The following is an 18,531-nucleotide window of genomic DNA, read 5'->3' as shown; positions in this document are numbered from 1 at the left end:
ACCCGTAGTGCATTTAGGAAGGAGGTAAGTTACTCACCCTCATAAAGAGGTTATCATTAGTTTACGAGAAAAATGGTAACGAGATGAGTAACTTACACAGCGTTTATAGCAAAATTCTGTCTCTTTTGCACGAAATTGAGCCAGCCGATAATTTTTTGAATCAAATCAGAACACCTAAGCTAAGCGATAAGGAGCTACTCGCGCTCAGTCTTGCAGCTGAAACACTGGGCATTGATTCAGAACACTTTTTGTTCAAACAGCTGCCTGCGTGCATCAATGGGAAAATTGAGCGCTCCGTTTATAACAGAAGAGCGCGAAGGTTGAGTTTTAAATTAGAAGAAATCAGAAGCGCTATTGTCACGCGATTAGATGTTGATAACGATATAAATATTGTCGATAGCATGCCATTGGAAGTGTGTAAAATGAGTCGATCTAATCGCAGTAAAATTTGCCAAGAATTTGAATCTAGCTCGCCAGATTTTGGTTTTTGTGCAGCACAAAATATGCGCTACTTTGGCTATAAGTTACACGCGGTTTGCTCACCGAGTGGCGTGTTAAAAATGTACGATATATCAAAGGCTTCGGTTCATGACATCCATTACCTAAACGATATTGAAGGCCAGTTAAACAATTGTGTTTTGATTGGCGATAAAGGGTATTTGAGCAGAGTTTGGCAAACAGATTTATTTTCATCAAGTTGTATCAATTTGCAAACACCGATGCGAAAGAACCAGAAAGAGTTTAGAGACTTTCCGGCTAAATATCGTAAAGCCAGAAAGCGGATCGAAACATTGTTTTCACAACTTTGTGACCAGTTCATGATACGGCGGAATTATGCAAAATCGTTCAAGGGTATTTCGCGCAGAATTGTGACAAAGATAGCGTCCCTCACATTAATTCAATGGTTCAACCAACGTGAAGGGAATAAATTAAACAACCTGAAAGTGGTCATTTCCTAAATGCACCACGGGTACATATAGCATTTGTCGACTATGACAATCACAGCCTTAGACTAGTTCATTATCTTAGGTGCCCGCCACTTCCCATTGCCATCTGCGTCGATATATATCGGATTACTCAGGGCCAACGGCATTAAATCCGGCATTAATGCGCGGTATACCGAGCTAGGCTCTCCGCTAACTTCCACAACCACATAGGAATCTGAATCAACAATCAGCTCGATAACTTTATGGTCACCTGCCACGACCTTCAATTGCCGATAAATCGCGCCATTCACCCAAACCGTCAGCGTATCAACTGACACCCAAGGTGCCGCATCAATCTGCACATGCAGCTCACCATGCCGGCCAGAAAAAGTATCACCCATCCCAACGTCTGAATACGCATCACGCAGAGTTACCGCCAATAGTGGCCCTGTTGTCGCAAAGCTATGTCCGGCTCGCACCGCATCAACAAAGGCGGCTTCATCTACTGGCAGCTGCTTATTCGAATTCGGGATATAAACATAGTTGCGCGGTGCAGCAACCACGCTGCGAAGTCCGTGAGAGTCACTATTACCGGTGGCAGGACGACGAGCGCCTTGATTAAGCAAGGAAAACCAGTCGTCGCGAATCTGAGTATAAACCGCGAACTCAGCACCATTTAGCACTTCCAGCACATCAAAATCGATATCGCGAAAACCTGATGCGGGGTCGGTGGCCAGCAAGCTGCCATTGTTTTCACTATCAAGTGATTGCGCTGGATCATAGCTTTTGCCCACCGAAAGGTGGTCAAAAAATGCCAAATCCGTATCAAGCGGGTTAGCCGCACGAGGGTGGTTTAACTGGAATAGTGCTTCGGGGGCTTGCTCGCGCACACCCGCAATCACTTCTCGCAAAGCGCGAGCCTCGACCGGCGGAATACCGCCAGCAAACTCCATTGGCTTGGCGACCAAGGGAAACGCATTGCTATGACCAACTGTCATTGGCGCGTTTTCTGTACGGGACATACCGGTTAATTCGCTGCCGGTAATAACCTGCACTTTTCCCTCTAAGCCCATTGCGGCTACCCGCCCACGCTGGTCAATCAGGCGGTTGTGCTCGCTAGCCACCAACACCTCTGCCCCCTGCGCAACAAAACTCCGCAACCGTTCGTCGAAGGGTAGTATCGAGTCAAAACTGGCACCGCTGTGAACGTGTAGGTCAGCGGAATGCCAATCACCACCGTGCCAAATACGCTTCAAGGGAATAATGGGCAGCTGGCTGGTTTTACCGGCAACAACCGTGAGCAAGTATTCTTTTACGTCAAATTCTAAGCCCCGCGCCGTTAAAACTCGGTACTGCCCTGGTGGCAAGTCGACTTGCTCTAGGTCTGAGTCTACCCCCGCCAAATCAATACGATTGCGGCGCAGCATGCCCGGTAAAGACACCCCTTGCTCAGTAAACCCCAGTAAATCATTGCCGAATTCTGGGGTTGCGGTGTCGCCAAAACCAAAGAAATACATACTCATGGGAATACCGCGCGGCAAACGCAGCGCCCCATTTTTGCGAAATACCCAGCGACCGCTATCACTTCGCGCATCCGCCAACGATAGCTCGCGGGTAATCTTTTGCCCCCATGGAGCAGTGGCCTGCATTTTCACCCACTGCACTGGCTTAGGCATGCGAATATTAAAACTGCCGTCTGCAGCTACGCGGCTCTGCGTCACCGGGCGGTCATCCTGATCCCAGACCGCCACCGACACCTCTGCATTGTTCACATAGCCCCGCAATTGCGGCCCCTTGTAAATTTGATCCGTAACCGAGGCAACATCAGCGCGATCACCCAGCAAGACTTTAAATTTAGCGAGCATCTGTTCGCCTTTTTCCAAATCCATAAACTGGTTTTGCAATAAGGATAGCCAGGTTAAACGCTCACTTTGAAACCACAGGGGGCGAGTCATCCAGCCATGTAAGCTGTAATCTGGGAACACTGCTAAAAACTTCGGCAGCGATTGGCGACTGCCATTGGCCTTTATTAACTCGGCCGAACCTAGCTGCACGCCATAGCTGATCTTGGAATCGTAGGTGTCAGCGCCTACCAAAATATTCCAATCGCTAGGCATCATTCCACCTAGCAGCGACGACACTTTATTCCGATCTATAGCCGGATGCTGGAAGCCCAGCGTCGCATCTGGCATATAAGTCGACAAACTAAAGGGGGTTAAAGCGCGCTGAGAATAGAGCGTAAACAGGCCGCTCATTTGTACTTCGCGGCCCTCGCCAATGCGCTCAATCTTTACATCAATATCAAGGGCATCGCCATTTTCTAACAAACGGTAAGTAACGGTTTGACGAATACCATCACCCTCACCAACCGTAACTATATCGGCGTGATCACCCTCGATGACAGCACTGACTTTGGAAACCGGAATCGCCGTTTCCTTGGCTAAACCCGTTAAAATATTCGCGTAAGTCCATTGGTCATTGCCGCGCTCACAATGCGCAACATCAATGAGGGTTCCACCACCCGCAACAATACCTGCGTGATGATCCACCCCACTCACCGCCACACAAATTTTGCCGTTTGACAGCCACCAATCGCCAAGCCCCGCAATACTGTCAGGGCCTCCACGGGGAAAGCTATCAAAGGTTTCAGGCTTAATTTGCTCTGCGCGCAACAATGACGGCGGTGGTGGCGGTTCTTCTATCGGTAAGAATTCCTCCGAACCGGCTAAACCGTCATCGTCTTGGGGCTCTGGCTCTGTTTTCGCCATTGCGCTAACACACAGAACCAAGCCCAGTAACAAACACAATATCCGTATCTGCTTTTGCATCACTGCAATCATTCGTTTTAAGCCGCCATAATAAACAATGCGATACAGGCACCCAAGCCAACAATAAACGCCAATGAACGAAGCGCATCTTTATTTGCTATATAAAAAACGGGGTACAAAATTCGCGCAACAATAAACACTTCGGCCGCAATTGCCGACTTACTTGGATCTACCCCAGCCAAATGTGCAACTAGCACCGCAGCGGTAAACACAGGCAGGGCTTCCCAAGCATTTTGCTGCGCGGCATAGGCCCTGGCCCCAGCCCCCTCCAACTGCGCATACTGTGCACGGGGGTGCTTATTGTCAATTTTTCCAAACTGCTTACCGCGAAAATAAGCACAAGCCCATGCCGTAATTATCGGCAGCAAACACGCAATAAACACACACCAAAAAGCGACCGTCATATTCTCACCTATCAATTATTATTAAGGAGCCTCTGCACAACCGGTTGATACCTCAGGCTTTGCCTTAAAGCGCTCAGCAAGGCGGCGTTATGCAGGAAGGCTGGCTGCCTTTCAAGTAACGTCAACGCAGCTGAGCGCTTTAAGGCAAAGCCCCAGAGGGCGGGCCTTTGGGGCGCACTGGACGGCGTTGCCGCACTCATCAAGGACAACCAGCCTTGATCCTCGCGCGTCGCCTTGCCAGTACGCCCCAAAGACTCCGCTGAGATATTACCCGGTTGTGCAGAGGCTCCTTAAGTACTCGTTTTATAACCTAGCTCATCGCAGCTAAACCAGTAGTATTAGCTACGCACCATTAATATAGCCGCCCACCGACCTCACTCATAGCCTCAAACACTAACGCCGCACTTACTTAGCGGCTCGCGTCACGCTCACCTCGGGAATTTCGCTGGGGTATGTATTTAGTAAATAATCGCTAGCTTCCTTGCGGCGCAATTCACTCAAGGCAAATTGTGATTCAAAGAAAGGGAAGGCCGCCAAAATTGTCAGCCATTGCTGACGAATAGGGTTCATTGCTGGCGGCAGTGGGTCTGTCGTACACAGCGCGGTTTGCGGCACTACCAAGACACCCTCTTCAGGACTGCCAATCTCACTCGCCCACAGCTCATCGGCGGTCTTTTCTAAGCCGCGAGTCACCATACTGCAACCCAAAAGGTCGGCATTATCTAACCATCGCAAATAGCGACCGGGGGCAGCAAAACCGGTGTGGGAAGCGTCATTCATAGTAACTAGGAGCGCACCTTTCACATTCGGCAAAATAGTCGCCGCGTTGGTCTGGTAATCAATCATGGCATCTATGGGTGAGGCTATCATCATAAAGGGGATGTTTCGCGACTCATAAAAAGCCGGTCCGAAGACAAATACCGGCCCCGCTATAGAGATCGCCGCTGATATCCGCAAATCTGCGTCGCGAGGGTGAAAGGCCGCCATAGTGGATGTCATACCGCCCAAGGACAATCCCAGCACGCCAATATGCTTTTCATCAACGCGCTCGTAAAACTGATGCCCCGTATCCGTATCCGTATCCCAAGACACAAACTGGTCTATTAAAAAACTAATATCAGCGGGCTGATTAACAACATCCTTCACCAGCGGGCCACCGGGGGCTCTCATATTCGTTAAGGGGTAATCCATAGCAGCGACGATATAACCGTGGCTGGCAAAATGCTCAGCTAGATAACTTCCGCCACTGCGAGAAGACATAAAGCCATGACTGTAGATAAGCAATGGCGCTGGGGCGACCAAGTCTTGCGGATACCATATGCGAGTTTGAAGGTGACGCTCATTACTGCCGGCGTAGTCGCCGTTCGGCTGCGTTGGGCGGGTATCGTCAACAAGTTCAACATCGAAATAACTGACGTCGTGAATTCCTTTTTCCAGCCACTGGCTACTCTGCGTATCCGCCGGTAAAGGCTCAGGCAAATGTCCAAATTGCAAATACGCCGCTGCCACAAGCAGCAACACCACCAAGAAGAGTAGGATTTTTTTAAACATAGCGTTCTCTTGCCTAGACCAAAGCCAATACCTAAGTTATCAAGGCTATCGGCAGGACTCCACCTTAAAGCCGATTTCCAGCCATAAATAAGTGAATAAAATTCGCCACAGGCATTGCCTGAGCTAAGAGAAACGACTCTTTGACGGGGGTAAGCAAGTGACAATTCACAGGCCTACAAAGCAAAAAGCCCCAAGAAGGGGCTTAGACAGGGTTTAACAATACGACCTTTAGTGTTCTACAAATGCGCGCTCAATCACAAAGTGGCCGTACTCACCGCCGCGTGTTTCTTTAAAACCCGCCTCATTAAGCAAGGCACAGGTATCTTTCAACATGCTTGGGCTACCGCAAATCATAAAGCGGTCATCCTCGGTGTTCAGCGTGGGCAGGCCCACATCTGCCATTAACTTGCCGCTGCGAATCAAATCGGTTAAGCGCCCCTGGTTCGCAAACTTCTCACGGGTAACCGTGGGATAGTAAACCAATTTGTCGCGCACAAATTCGCCAAAAAACTCATGCTGGGGCAAATGATTGCGAATAAAGTCTTGGTAAGCCAACTCACTCTCGTAGCGCACGCCATGCACTAGCACAATCTTTTCAAACTTCTCATACACCTCAGGATCTTTAATGATGCTCATAAAGGGCGCCAAACCTGTGCCAGTGCTAAGTAGATACAAATTCTTACCAGGCAATAAATTGTCTGCCACCAAGGTGCCGGTCGGTTTGCGGCTGATTAAAATTTCATCACCCACTTTGATCTGCTGTAATTTAGACGTCAGCGGGCCATCAGCCACTTTTATGCTGAAAAACTCGAGCTCTTCTTCGTAGTTAGCACTCACAATACTGTAGGCACGCATTAAGTTTCGCTCACCTTGCTTAAGACCAATCATGGTGAAATGGCCGTTTTCAAAACGAAATGACGGATCACGGCTAGTTTTAAAGCTAAATAAGGTATCGTTCCAGTGATGGACGCTGGTAACTCGTTCAGAAACTATATTGCTCATGGCAAACCTCTCTCCAATATTTGCGCAGCGTCTGCGCTGCGGCTCTTACTTGCGAACACTGTACTGGAGGTCTATGCTATCGGCAAAATGACTTATTATGATTTTTGATATCGGTTTTGCAAATATGTACTATACCCTGCGCCAACTCGAAGTCTTTCTTGCCGCCGCCCACACCGAAAATATCACCCGTGCGGCGGAGCAGCTGTCTATGTCGCAATCTGCAGCCTCAAGCGCCCTCAAAGACCTCGAGCAGCAATTTTCTATTCAACTATTTGACCGCATTGGCAAGCGCCTTCAAATAAACGAATTAGGCCGCGCTCTGCGCCCCCAAGCTGAGGCGCTACTCGATCAGGCATTGGCACTGGAACAGGGATTCCGCAAACACGATCAAGTCGGAGAACTCAAGGTCGGCGCCACACTGACCATCGGTAATTATCTTGCGGTAGATATCATGGCGGAATTCATCAACCGCAACCCAGCCGCTAAAGTGCAATTAAACGTCGCCAACACCGCTGTCATCAGCCAGCAGGTGTTAAATTTTGACCTAGACATAGGCTTGATAGAGGGCGAGTTACATCACCCAGATTTAGAAGTCACACGCTGGCGAGAGGATGAATTGCAAATTTTTTGCAGTCCAAGCCATCCCTTAGCCAGTAAAAAAGAACTCAGTGACGCCGACCTACTGTCAGCCCAGTGGATATTGCGTGAAGCAGGCTCAGGTACCCGCCAAGCCTTTGATCGCGCAATACACGAACTGCTACCGGAGTTAAACATCCGCCTCGAACTGCAGCATACCGAGGCAATCAAACGGGCGGTTGAGACCGGGCTGGGGATTGGCTGCCTATCAACCCTATCCCTGCAAACCGCCTTCGACAGCGGTCGACTGCTACCATTACGTGCAAACGGTCGAGATTTAAAACGCTATTTCTACTTTATTTTGCACCGCCAAAAATACCGCAGCGAGGGAATATTACGCTGGCTGGAGCTTTGCAAAAGCAGCTAAATATTGTGTACAACTATTGCTGAACTAACTATTAGGCTCAGCACGAAAATCCGCTTGCAGTGGTGCCGGCGGAATCTTTGGCACAAAGACCCAGGCGAGAAACGCCCCGACAAACATGGTAATGGTCATCGGCCACATTTTGTCGCTCAAAAATAAAGTCGATACGCCACTTACAACGCCGCCAATCAAGTATTGGGCACTGCCCAATAATGCCGACGCGACCCCGCTGTGATTGGGGAAAAACTGCAGAGCGCTAGCTTGCGAATTACCCATCACACCGCTAAGCGAACCAACCGCCAACATAATAAGCGGCACCACCACCCACAGCGGCGGCATAAACCCGCTTAGCAATAACAAACTACCGGTGGCAAAACACTGAAATACCAGCGCCATTTGCATGATACGTGCGGCCAGAATGCTATTTAGCAAATAATTATTTAACCTATTCCCTACCGCCATCATGACAATATTGGCTGCAAACAACATAGAGAATTGGGTTTCAGTAACACCGTATTGATCAATGTAAACCAGCGCGGCATTTGCCACGAAAGTCATCATCACCCCGAACGCAAAGCCTTGAGACAGCAAATAACGCATGGCGGTTGCGTTGCTCAGCACAAAACGATAACGCGCTAGCAAGCTTTCTTGAACAGGCGCAGCAACAACCGGTGCTTCTGTTTTAGAAACGCGACCAACAAATATCATTGCCATCACAGACACCGCAACCGCGTACACCGCTAATGCAATAAACACCATACGCCAGCCACTCACACTATATAAAAGTGTGCCTATACTTGGCGCGATGGCCGGCGCAATAATGGTAATTAGCATGATATGCGAAAACAATTTTGCTGTTGCCTGCCCCTCGGTATGATCGCGGACTATCGCCGGCACAACCACCGAAGCTAAACCACCGCCCAAAGCCTGTAAAAAACGGGCCGCCCAAAATACCTGCAGTGAATCTGTGTAGGCGATGATCAAACTCGCCAGCGCAAATATCGCCAAACCGGTGAACAACACAGGGCGCCGGCCAATATAATCGCTAATCGGGCCACCAAAAAACTGCCCAAAACTAAGACCTAAAATATAAAGACTAACGGTAATCGCTATGTCTTGCACAGGCACAGATAACTCCCCAGCTATTGCAGGAATCGTCGGGAGATACATGTCTATTGCCAATGGCGATAAGGCAAAAATAAGCGCGAGGGAAATAATAAGCCTCAGCGGGGGCATTGCGGGAGTCATAGATATTCCGTATTTAGCTTTCCAGAAAGATAATAGCTAGAATTTATCTTTCCAGCAAGATAATATCCAATTATTCACTAAACCGAGCCGTGGCAATTACGCCTTCAAACTAACAAAGCACGAGACTAAACATGGACGACAAGCGCACCACCATTGAGGAGCTCCGCCGTCAACAACAGGAAAATTGGCCAGAAATGTACAGCGCAGCCAAGCCCGCTGTTTTAAGAATACTTCGCGCCAGTGATGTATTTATGAAACAGACAGCACTGGGCTTGAAAGACTGCAGTTTATCGCGGGCTGAATTTGATGTGCTCGCCACTCTGCGCCGACAGGAAGCGCCCCATCGCATTACGCCCACCGAGCTGTGTAAAGCGCTGCTAATAAGTTCAGGCGGCCTTACCAAACTTCTTCACCGCCTAGAATCCGTCAGCTTAATAAAGCGGCCGGCAAGTCCCGAAGATGGTCGCAGCTTATTAGTGCAATTGAGTCCAAAGGGTAAGAAGCTGATTGAAAGTCTCGTTGACACTATCGCGCAGTTACACGCAGACCGACTGCAAAATTTGACCGCAAAGGAGCAGGATCAATTAGATCATTTACTGAGCAAGATGCTGCGAGATGAAGAGGAGCAGCTTTCAAACTAGCAGCAATTAATACGTCCAGCGCAGCCGCCAAAAGAAGTCGGACTCTAAGCTATCAACGCGGGCCTTATCTACTACCTTATCCATCAGCGGCACTGCTGCAACGAATTCCGTTTCAAAGCCGTAACCAAGAGAGGCGCTAAAACGCACACCGGCATCAGCGAGAGACTGCTCCATACCCAGCTCCCCAGACACATCGCTGAAATTAGTCGCACCGTACTCGGCAAAGATCGACGCTTCGACAGGCATTCCCCAAGCGCGGTATTTAGTATTTAGCGCCGCATGGACAAAATAGCCATTGTCGCCAATCAACACCCCAGGCAAATAGGCACTGAGACTATTCATACCACCGAGCACATATTGCTGCTGCTGTGGCAACTGAGTGCCATTACTAAACTGCGCATCTAAATTCATCGCCAATTCATAGTGATCAGCCAAAGCAAACTTATAACCAAGCTTGGAGCGCAGCATAATGAACTCCGCCGAGCGCTGACCAATGCCAACACCGTCGCTACTATCCGAATCTAAACTGCCGCCATCACCAAAGCCCCCTCGCACAGAAAGCTGCGCCTTAAAATACGAAGGCAAGCTAGCTAATTCACCACGCTCAGAATACTTACCACCCAACTCTACGGTTTGGTAAGTCTCGTCTAGTAAGGGCTGCGCCTGTAATTCCGTTTGAATTTCAGAACTTACATATTCGATTTTTTCAAACAGCGACCAGCGTCTTACCGGATTGCTGTACAGCACTTGCTCGCCAGACAAAGCAGCAATATTAATCTCGGCATCGAGATTTACCGCAACACTTCCCGATGGCGTGCAACTGAATAAAGGTGGCAAACAAATCCCCAGCAGGCCGCCAGATGTAGCGCTCGCCAATGTCGGATGCCGCTGGTATTCAATTCGCGTGAAATCCAAACCGTACAAACCAAAGGTAAATGGATGTTCAATGCTGAAATCTACTTGATGATAACCATCGCCGTCGCCGGCTTCGCCCAAGTCTTCAAATATTGTCTTATAGGCCAAACTTGCTTCGGTGCCGCTTGCAAAGCGATGTCGCACGCCCGCCAAACCGAAATAACGACCTAGAAAGCGACTGCCTTTATTATTCATTTCCAGCACGACATCAGTTGCATCGTAGCCTTCTAGCGGCACTTCGCGGAAATCGAGAATGACCTGATTATCGTAATGCTGCTCATAAGCAATACTATAGGCAAGCCCCGCTCTCTGGGCCTGCAAATCTGCCAACACCCGCGCGCGGTCAAACTCTGCCAAACTTAAATCTGGATCGCCAACTAGGCCTTCAAAATGAGCGGTAATTGCAGGATTTCCGCGCAAACCTTTTACGGCAGATTGACTCACTAACACAGTAACTGTGTCGTCAATGCGAAAATAATTTACGCTGACCAACAAATAACCTGCGTTGTAGTAGCGCCGAGTCAAGGTGGTGATAGCCGCAGACGGTGTTTCCGCAGCGGACAGTATTGCCGACACTCGTGCAGGGGATAAATATTTATTGCCAACAACCCGCATAGTAATACCTGCCACCACCGCAGTTATCGCCTCTGCACTCTCTCTACCGGCGGCTTCAATCTGGGTATTCGTCGCCAACTGTGGCGGCATAACCGGTGGCAGATCAATTGCCATTCACATTCTCCTAAATCTTCGTTTTATAGCGGGGCAAAGCCACCCCAAGGGTATTTGCTACTAGCTAGGGTTTACGATTTTCAGTTCTACACGGCGGTTCATCGCCCTGCCTTCCGGCGTCGTATTATCTGCCCTCGGAGAGCTTTCGCCGTAGCCCCTAACCTGCAGCCGCGACTTAGCAATGCCCAAACTCAATAAGTAATCACGCACTGCAGCGGCGCGACTAGCTGACAACTGTAAATTGTATTCTGCATCGCCGGCGTCGTCGGTGTAACCGCCCACTTCAAATAGACTGGCCGACGACTGCTTGATGGCATCAGCAACACCACGAAGAATTTGCTGGGCGGGAAGACTGAGCCGATTGCTGTCGTTCTCAAAGAAAACACCTTCCAACACCACCCCACGCGGGCCGTCAAGGTAGCAGCCATTCGCAAGCACTTTTTTGCCAGCTGGCGTTTTCAAACACTGATCATCTTGATCACAGACCCCGTCGCCATCAGCATCTGAACAACGGTACTCCTGCGACTGTATTTGACCAACGACAAACTCCGGGTCGAGGTTAAGCAGCGGAATCAACGCGGGCTGATCATCTGCTGGCGCCGCTGCAAAGGTCTGGGGTAAAAGATTCGCCGCCGCGTTTGTGACAGGGGTGTCCATACCACGTAAATCCATCTCCTCCTGTTCGGACAGATTCAACTCCCCGCCCGCTAAATCACCACCAAGTACCTCGGTCACAACACCGTCTACCGTGACCAAGGTATCGTCTAAATCGATACCTACCGCCGTTGTTATTGGCGTCACAATCGCAAGAAGACCGGTTTTAGTCAGTACCGCGAGCAATATCCCCGCCTGCGTGGGTGCGCTAATACAGGCCGCCACTAAGAATAAGGCGGCAATTAATTTGCGATTCGGTTTTTTTCCTAACATGTAGACAACTTAACTCCTAATCGCCACCGCGGACATTAGCGTGACGTGAGAATATCATTCAGCCGTAGATTAAATCGTATTTAACAAAATGAAGCATGACGTTTGTTCGCGATAGCGCTCCCTTTAAAGATCTCAGCATAAGGCCAAGAGCGACGCCATGCTGAGATCTGCTTCAAAAAGATACGCTAGAAAGTGAAACCGAGATGACCGCGACCACCTCGGCCAAAACAACTAGGCTAACTGATGTTCAGCAATCACCGATGCCTTAGCCTGCTCAAACTCCACATCGCTAAGGGCGCCAGACTTGTGCATTGCTTCTAAACCCTGCAAAGCCTCCACCAAGGTTTTGCGCGGTGCGTCTTTGGATGGCGACAGCGGCGAGCTCGCAGGCGCTGTCGGATCCTCTATCGCCTCTCGGGTTTCCTCTACAAGGCCCAGCCACTGACCAAGCTTGCGGAAGATGCGCGCAATACCGCGCCACAATTTAGGTAGTAACCAAATAAGTAAAAACAAGAAGGCAACAAAAGCGATCAAGAACAAGACCGGATGATTTAAGGCTACCCATAGCCCGCCAAACACGGCGACGTCTTCGGAAATAGACGCCAGCCAATTACTTACAGGTTCTGGCGAGGTATTGATCATCACCCTTGTACTGGCCTTGGCCGCATGCGTTACCGAGGTAACCGAGCCACCAACTATACCGGCGGCAAGTTGCAGTGCGGGGCTCACGTCCCCAACGGTGTTGGCGGCAAGCAAGGCCCCCGCCGGAATTCGAATAAAGGTGTGCAAGGCATCCCAGCCAGTATCTACGCCCGGTACCTTGTCGGCAAAAAACTCAACCGCATACATTAGGCCCGCCGCCAGCATTACTGCCGGATCTTGCACAATTTGTAAATTTTCCGGCAGCTCAATACCGCCGGTAGAACCGCCAAAACCCAGTACCAAGATGGCGGCATAGAGATTGAGACCACTCGCCCATGCCACCCCCATCGTCAGGGATATCACTCCAATTAACTGCTGATATTCATCCATTATTTGATTCTCCGCTTCGCTGCAATCGACGAGCTAATAGCAAGCATATCACCACTGTGCTCAACTCAAAGGTCAACGCTGATAAGGTATATACCGACATATTGCCTGCAAGTGCAACTCCCACCAAGCGGCCACCGGCTATCCCGCCAGCCACCACACCGTTTAAAAACAGCACATGACAGCGCCAGCGCGGCTGCAACAAAGCCAGCAGGGCCGCGCCGCCAATTGCCAATTCCATCCCGCCGTACATGGCCCGCAGCTCAGTTTCGCCGGTTGGCGTTAAAGCCGCCACCCCCGCATAGGACTCCAAGGCGGCGGGATCAAAAATTAGCCATGCGCCAATCCCAAACCAGCTCAGCATTAAGTAAATTAAGAAGATAACCATAAACCCCACCACATTGTTATTAGATGCACGCGCCCCTCAGCAATGACCGAAAGCGTCACTGAAATAGACCGCTACGGTCACTCTCTTTGCCCGCCAAGTCGCTAATATCGTAGCCTATTGTGGAGGACACGTATGCCCGCGGAAGAAGACTACCCCAAAAACCCGAATTACGGCCGAGGCCGCTATCGGCGTCGCATCCGCTTAACAAATATCGGCAATACTGTTAGCGGTGAGCTAGAAGACACCAACCACGCCTTTCGCTGCACTGTTAGCCACGACGGCCATTATGTCACCAACATCGACAGCGACGTACTGCGAATCCCCTTTGACACCTGTCCAGGTGCCTCCGAGCCCATCCGCAAGCTCATTGGGCTGCCGCTGTGTGAGGACATTCAAGACCTCATTCCCCACACCGATGCCGGTGGCAATTGCACCCATTTGCTAGACCTCGTGCTGATGGCAATTCGCCACGCGCGCAGGCAGCAAACAGAGTGGTTTTATGACATTTGCATAGAGGATCAAATTGGCGACGAAGCCGCGCGATCAGAAATATACCTTAACGGCGAGCTAAGCCACCGCTGGGAAGCATGCAATTGGGAAATTACGGCGCCAGAAAACCTAGCGGGAAAAGTCTTGTACAAGGGCTTTAGCAAGTGGGCCAGCGCCGAATTTAGCGGCGACCTCAAAGAAGCCGCCTTCGCGCTGCAAAAGGGGTATTTTGTCTCTAGCGCCCGCCGCTACAACATTAACACCCAAGCGGGGCAGGCCGCCTTAGAACACGCGGATGTCATGCAAGGTGTTTGCTACAGCTACAGTTCGCCACAAATCGAGAAAGCCAAGCGCACCGCTGACAGTGCCCGAGATTTTAGTGACTGCCCCGAAGAACTGCTCACCTTTCGCGATCCGACCCTAATATGAGCTACTGCGCAAAACGTGATTTATGTACGCATAATTACGAATGTATTCCGTATGCGGCTGGCGCTAATCTAAGACCATCGTTAATGACTAAGCCCATTATCAACGGTCTCCATAGTAGCACCCCCGCTTGGCACCCATTTTTTGGGTGCTTTTTTTATGGCCGACACTTTCTCAGTGCCAAGCCCGCAGCGAACGAGCCTTTACTTCAGCAAAAACACCACATTCAAACTGGCACTCACGGTTTCTTTGCCAAGCAACATCGGCGCCGCACTCATTTTCGCGTCCATCATCACCATACGCTCTTGCCTGATCGGCCCGCTAGTGCCTTCATCAATGTGATAAACACCCGCCACTCGGCGACCGAAGCCCGCCGCGAGGGTTGCCGCCTTGGCGTTAGCATTGGCCATCGCCGCCTGAACAGCCTGCGCCATCAGTTCGTCGCGGTTAGACAAGTCAAAACTCACATTGCCCAACTCGGTAATACCCGCCTGCACCAAGCCGTCAAGCACCGCGCCATAGCGACTCAAATCCGTCAGGGTCAAATCGATACTGCGCTCAACACGCTGACCGCGCAGCATACGCTTGCCGTCCTGCCACTCGTAATCGGGATAAATACGAATCTGCGAGGCACGGATGTCGGCATCCGGCACACCCTGCTCCCGCACCGCCGTCAGTACCCGCGCGGTTCTTTCATCGACACGGTTTTTCGCATCAACAGCGGTGTCGCGGGTTTCAGAAATTTGCAGCTGCAGCTTGGCAATATCTGGCATCGCCTCTACTTCGCCAAGCGCGGCCACCACCACATGTGGCGAGTCAGGCAAAGTGGCGGCTGCGGCAAACATCGGCAGCAAAGCACACAATACAAACGCCACTTGGCGGCCCAAAATACTAGCTACTCGGTTTTTCATCTACGCATTCCTTTTTTATCTATAAAGACCAGGCTGCTTTCAGCCAAACCACATACCCACCCCATCACAGCCATACCTACAACAAAAGCAACAGGGAGAATACTATGAGCAATCTCAATGACAGTTCCGCTATGTCGGCCATGAGCGCCACGCTAGCAAACCAGCGCAAGCTTTGCATCACCGAGGGCCCAGCAAGTGCTGAACTGCGGATCGACCGGCTCTCACGCGCCATCGACCTAATTTTCGATAACCGCGACGCCATTGTAGAAACCCTGGCGCTGGACTTTGGCCACCGCAGCAGCCACCAGTCCCTGATGTCTGACATCTACGCCACCATTGAGTGCCTCAAACACAGCAAAAAGCATCTTAAATCATGGATGAAAACCGAAAAGCGTAAAGCGCCATTCCCCATGAATTTAATGGGCGCCAAGGCCAAGGTAGAGTACCAAGCCAAGGGCGTTATCGGGATTATCGGAACCTGGAATTTCCCACTCAATACCGTTTTTGCACCACTGGCTGGCGTGCTCGCTGCCGGGAACCGTGCAATGATCAAATGCTCAGAAGTCACACCGCAAACCGGCGCCTTATTAGAAACTTTAACGGCGAAATATTTTTCCAGCGACGAGGTCGCGGTATTCAACGGCGGGCCCGATGTAGGTGCTAGCTTTGCCGCACTGCCCTTTGATCACATAATTTTTACCGGCGCGACCAGCATCGCACGTCATATTCTGCGCGCCGCCGCAGACAACCTCACCCCCGTCACCCTAGAACTAGGTGGCAAGTCGCCGGTTATTGTCAGCAAAACTTACCCTCTACAAGAGGCGGTCGAGCGCATTTTTGCCGGCAAAATCCTCAATGTTGGCCAAGTCTGCCTCTCGCCCGACTATGTTTTTGTACCTGAAGACCAACTCGACGATTTTTGCACCGCAGCAAGCAGCTATATCTGTAATCTTTTCCCCACCTTGCGCGAAAACCCAGATTACAGCTCGGTGGTAAACGAGCGTCACTACCAGCGTTTGATGAGCTATTTAGAAGACGCCCGCCAAAAAGGCGCCGATATCCGCGAGATCAACCCCGCCAACGAAGACTTCAACCAGCAGCAGGGCACTCATAAAATTCCGCTCACGCTCATCGTCAATCCCAGCGACGACTTGCTCGTCATGCAAGAGGAATTATTCGGTCCCATTATGTGTATTAAGACCTACACTGCGGTCAGCGAGTGCATTGACTATGTAAACGCCCGCCCACGGCCGCTGGCGCTATACTACTTCGGCAAAGACAATGCCGAGCAACGCCGCATACTGGACTCAACGACTTCCGGCGCAGTGACCATCAATGACGTGATTTTCCACGTTAGCTGCGAAGACCTGCCCTTTGGCGGCATTGGCCCCAGCGGTATGGGTAGCTATCACGGCCACGACGGCTTTAAAACCTTCAGTCACGCCAAGGCGGTGTATAAGCAAAGTAACGTCAATTTCCAAAAATTAGGCGGCATGTTGCCCCCCTACGGCGAGAAATGCGATAAAACCCTAAACACAATGATCAGAAAATAAACGTCCCAAGGCGACACTAGACAGCAACGGCGATCTCCTATGCCGTCGCTGCCACACACAAAAATTCCCTCACAACGCTATTCCCTAGCAATCTAAGCCGCTATGCTGGCAACCTTAAGGTCTGAATACATAGAGGTAGCGTTTGGCACAGACAATACTAGGATGGCGCGAATGGATTAGTCTGCCCGATTTGGGAATAAGCGGCATCAAAGCAAAAATTGATACTGGTGCACGCAGCTCCTCGCTACACGCTATTGATATTCAAACCATCACCGTCGACGGCGAACAGTGGGTTGAGTTCAAGGTGCAGCCGCTGCAACATCAAACAGATGCCCCCCTGCACTGCCGCGCCCCCATAAAAGACTATCGCCAAGTCACCGACTCTGGCGGTCACCGCAGTATGCGCTATGTTATAGAGACCACAATCAACATCGGCAGCGAGCAATTCACCGCAGAGGTGACTCTGGCAGACCGCTCACAGATGATGTTCCGCATGCTACTAGGGCGCACTGCAATGAAAAACCGCTACACCGTCGACCCTGGCCGATCTTACTGCGCAAGCCAGAAACCCCCGCGCGCAACGGGAACTATTTAAGGTCTGGATGGATCAGAGCACACCGCCGCCAGCCCCACACAACCGCGAGATACCGTCATAATGAAAATTGCAATACTGTCACGCAACAGACGTCTCTACTCCACCCGCCGTCTGGTTGAAGCCTGCACTGAACGTGGCCACGAAGTGCGAGTGCTAGACACCCTTAAATGCTATATGGAACTGAGCTCCAATGAGCCAGTAGTTTGGTACAAAGGCGAAAAACTTGAAGGCTTCGACGCCATTATTCCCCGCATCGGCGCCTCAATTACGCCCTATGGTTTGGCCGTTATCCGCCAATTTGAAATGCTGGGCACCTATAGCCTGACCGAATCGGTCGCCCTTGGCCGCTCCCGTGACAAGCTGCGCGCCCTGCAATTACTTTCGCGTAAAAACGTCGGCATGCCAATTTCCAGCTTTGCCCATGACGTTCACAACACCAAAGAACTCATTAAATTAGTTGGCGGCGCACCCGTTGTTGTCAAACTGCTAGAAGGCACCCAAGGTCGCGGCGTTGTACTGGCAGAAACAGCAAAAGCTGCAGAGAGCGTCATCGATGCCTTCCGCGAATTAAAGGCCGACTTCCTAGTTCAAGAATTTATTAAAGAAGCCGGTGGCGCCGACGTGCGCTGCCTGGTAATTGGTAAAAAGGTCGTTGCGGCTATGCAGCGCACCGCAGCCAGCGGCGAATTCCGCTCCAATCTGCATCGCGGCGGCACCGCTGAGCTAACACGCCTTACCCCAGCGGAACGCGCAACGGCAGTAAAAGCAGCGCAAATTATGGGACTCAATGTTGCCGGTGTAGATATTTTGCGCTCATCGCGCGGCCCGCTCGTCATGGAAGTGAATTCATCGCCAGGACTCGAAGGCATCGAAACGGCCAGCAAGAAAAATGTCGCCGCCGAAATTGTAAAATTTATTGAAGAAAATGCCGGACCGAATAAAAATAAAACCCGAGGAACGGGCTGAAAA

At 50.7% G+C, this 18,531-nt stretch carries 17 protein-coding genes; 7 read left to right on the top strand and 10 right to left on the bottom strand.

Annotated features, from left to right (window positions below):
• The first annotated feature begins 83 nt into the window (after window positions 1-83).
• Window positions 84-959 (top strand): IS982 family transposase, encoded by an 876-nt coding sequence (locus C0068_RS07290; RefSeq protein ID WP_103682565.1) that lies wholly within the window; start codon window positions 84-86, stop codon window positions 957-959.
• 53 nt (window positions 960-1,012) lie between these two features.
• On the opposite strand, the gene C0068_RS07285 is transcribed toward C0068_RS07290, so the two are convergent.
• The 4 genes from C0068_RS07285 to C0068_RS07265 form a co-directional block, all read right to left on the bottom strand.
• Window positions 1,013-3,766, bottom strand: coding sequence for a CehA/McbA family metallohydrolase (locus tag C0068_RS07285; RefSeq protein WP_103683835.1), 2,754 nt, complete (start codon window positions 3,764-3,766; stop codon window positions 1,013-1,015).
• 5 nt (window positions 3,767-3,771) lie between these two features.
• Window positions 3,772-4,158: an MAPEG family protein gene (locus C0068_RS07280; protein ID WP_103683834.1), complete on the bottom strand. Its 387-nt coding sequence runs from the start codon at window positions 4,156-4,158 to the stop codon at window positions 3,772-3,774.
• 405 nt (window positions 4,159-4,563) lie between these two features.
• The gene (locus C0068_RS07270; protein ID WP_103683832.1) at window positions 4,564-5,709 is read right to left on the bottom strand and encodes an alpha/beta hydrolase family protein; all 1,146 of its coding nucleotides are present in this window, start codon (window positions 5,707-5,709) and stop codon (window positions 4,564-4,566) included.
• A gap of 228 nt (window positions 5,710-5,937) precedes the next feature.
• The gene (locus C0068_RS07265; protein ID WP_103683831.1) at window positions 5,938-6,711 is read right to left on the bottom strand and encodes a ferredoxin--NADP reductase; all 774 of its coding nucleotides are present in this window, start codon (window positions 6,709-6,711) and stop codon (window positions 5,938-5,940) included.
• A gap of 124 nt (window positions 6,712-6,835) precedes the next feature.
• Between C0068_RS07265 and C0068_RS07260 the strand changes: the two genes are divergently transcribed.
• Window positions 6,836-7,714 carry a LysR family transcriptional regulator gene (locus tag C0068_RS07260; RefSeq protein ID WP_103683837.1) on the top strand — a complete coding sequence of 293 codons (879 nt, stop codon included), beginning with the start codon at window positions 6,836-6,838 and terminating at the stop codon, window positions 7,712-7,714.
• 24 nt (window positions 7,715-7,738) lie between these two features.
• Here C0068_RS07260 and C0068_RS07255 read toward each other — a convergent pair whose 3' ends face one another.
• Complete coding sequence (locus tag C0068_RS07255; RefSeq protein WP_103683830.1) at window positions 7,739-8,959, bottom strand: multidrug effflux MFS transporter; 1,221 nt, start codon at window positions 8,957-8,959, stop codon at window positions 7,739-7,741.
• 131 nt (window positions 8,960-9,090) lie between these two features.
• Here C0068_RS07255 and C0068_RS07250 point away from each other — a divergent pair, with 131 nt between their 5' ends.
• Window positions 9,091-9,600 (top strand): MarR family winged helix-turn-helix transcriptional regulator, encoded by a 510-nt coding sequence (locus C0068_RS07250; protein WP_103683829.1) that lies wholly within the window; start codon window positions 9,091-9,093, stop codon window positions 9,598-9,600.
• A gap of 6 nt (window positions 9,601-9,606) precedes the next feature.
• Here C0068_RS07250 and C0068_RS07245 read toward each other — a convergent pair whose 3' ends face one another.
• The 4 genes from C0068_RS07245 to C0068_RS07230 all read right to left on the bottom strand — a co-directional run bounded on the left by C0068_RS07245 (window position 9,607) and on the right by C0068_RS07230 (window position 13,588).
• A complete protein-coding gene (locus C0068_RS07245) occupies window positions 9,607-11,244 on the bottom strand; it encodes a ShlB/FhaC/HecB family protein (RefSeq protein WP_103683828.1) in 1,638 nt (545 codons plus the stop codon).
• Between the two features lie 60 nt (window positions 11,245-11,304).
• Window positions 11,305-12,171, bottom strand: a complete 867-nt coding sequence (locus tag C0068_RS07240; protein ID WP_103683827.1) for an OmpA family protein — start codon at window positions 12,169-12,171, stop codon at window positions 11,305-11,307.
• A gap of 231 nt (window positions 12,172-12,402) precedes the next feature.
• A complete protein-coding gene (locus C0068_RS07235; RefSeq protein WP_103683826.1) occupies window positions 12,403-13,203 on the bottom strand; it encodes a DUF4126 domain-containing protein in 801 nt (266 codons plus the stop codon).
• A complete protein-coding gene (locus C0068_RS07230; protein ID WP_103683825.1) occupies window positions 13,196-13,588 on the bottom strand; it encodes a DUF4345 family protein in 393 nt (130 codons plus the stop codon). Before C0068_RS07230 ends, C0068_RS07235 begins: the two co-directional genes overlap by 8 nt.
• 132 nt (window positions 13,589-13,720) lie before the next feature.
• Here C0068_RS07230 and C0068_RS07225 point away from each other — a divergent pair, with 132 nt between their 5' ends.
• The gene (locus C0068_RS07225) at window positions 13,721-14,506 is read left to right on the top strand and encodes a DUF2889 domain-containing protein (RefSeq protein ID WP_103683824.1); all 786 of its coding nucleotides are present in this window, start codon (window positions 13,721-13,723) and stop codon (window positions 14,504-14,506) included.
• A gap of 200 nt (window positions 14,507-14,706) precedes the next feature.
• On the opposite strand, the gene C0068_RS07220 is transcribed toward C0068_RS07225, so the two are convergent.
• A complete protein-coding gene (locus C0068_RS07220; RefSeq protein WP_103683823.1) occupies window positions 14,707-15,414 on the bottom strand; it encodes an SIMPL domain-containing protein in 708 nt (235 codons plus the stop codon).
• A 104-nt stretch (window positions 15,415-15,518) separates the two neighbouring features.
• Between C0068_RS07220 and C0068_RS07215 the strand changes: the two genes are divergently transcribed.
• The 3 genes from C0068_RS07215 to rimK all read left to right on the top strand — a co-directional run bounded on the left by C0068_RS07215 (window position 15,519) and on the right by rimK (window position 18,528).
• Window positions 15,519-16,967: a coniferyl aldehyde dehydrogenase gene (locus C0068_RS07215; protein ID WP_103683822.1), complete on the top strand. Its 1,449-nt coding sequence runs from the start codon at window positions 15,519-15,521 to the stop codon at window positions 16,965-16,967.
• 142 nt (window positions 16,968-17,109) lie between these two features.
• On the top strand, window positions 17,110-17,562 hold the full coding sequence (locus C0068_RS07210) for an ATP-dependent zinc protease family protein (RefSeq protein WP_103683821.1): 453 nt from the start codon (window positions 17,110-17,112) through the stop codon (window positions 17,560-17,562).
• Window positions 17,563-17,622: 60 nt separating this feature from the next.
• Window positions 17,623-18,528, top strand: coding sequence for a 30S ribosomal protein S6--L-glutamate ligase (gene rimK / locus C0068_RS07205; protein WP_103683820.1), 906 nt, complete (start codon window positions 17,623-17,625; stop codon window positions 18,526-18,528).
• The last annotated feature ends 3 nt before the right edge of the window (window positions 18,529-18,531 follow it).

The sequence above is a fragment of the Zhongshania marina genome (assembly GCF_002915595.1).
GTDB classification, from domain to species: domain Bacteria; phylum Pseudomonadota; class Gammaproteobacteria; order Pseudomonadales; family Spongiibacteraceae; genus Spongiibacter; species Spongiibacter marinus_B.
The sequence above is the reverse complement of the archived record's forward strand: the minus strand, read 5'-3'. Positions and strand labels throughout refer to the sequence as shown.